Raw genomic sequence first — 318 nt, 5'->3', positions numbered from 1 at the left:
TTAGGCGGTGTTGCGACAGGGCCGCTCCTCAACCGTAGGCACCGCGCAGTGACATCACGCCGCGCCTTCGCGCCGCCTGGCGGATCAGCAGTTCGCCCACTGCCAGGGCCAGCGCCACGCCGCCGACGATCTTGCCGGCGTAGGCCCAGTCCATCGGCGCGCCGGGGGTGACGACGAACAGGCAGATGCCGGCCAGCACATGCAGCGCGACGAACAGCGCCCAGAGACTGGCCAGGCGGTCGCCCAGCGGCATCCGGTAGGGCCGTGGACGCGGGTCGGCGCGGCGCAGGCGGACGAAGGCCAGGCACATCAGCACAT

The 318-nt window shown here is 71.7% G+C and carries 1 protein-coding gene; it reads right to left on the bottom strand.

Annotated features, from left to right (window positions below):
• Positions 1-28: 28 nt before the first annotated feature.
• Positions 29-318, bottom strand: a 290-nt coding sequence (locus GYB81_RS23945; protein WP_218573895.1) for a hypothetical protein, incomplete at its 5' end; no start/stop codon positions are given.

The organism is Pseudomonas yangonensis, assembly GCF_009932725.1.
Taxonomy (GTDB): domain Bacteria; phylum Pseudomonadota; class Gammaproteobacteria; order Pseudomonadales; family Pseudomonadaceae; genus Aquipseudomonas; species Aquipseudomonas yangonensis.
Note: the sequence above shows the minus strand (reverse complement) of the source record. Positions and strands in the feature narration are given on the sequence as shown.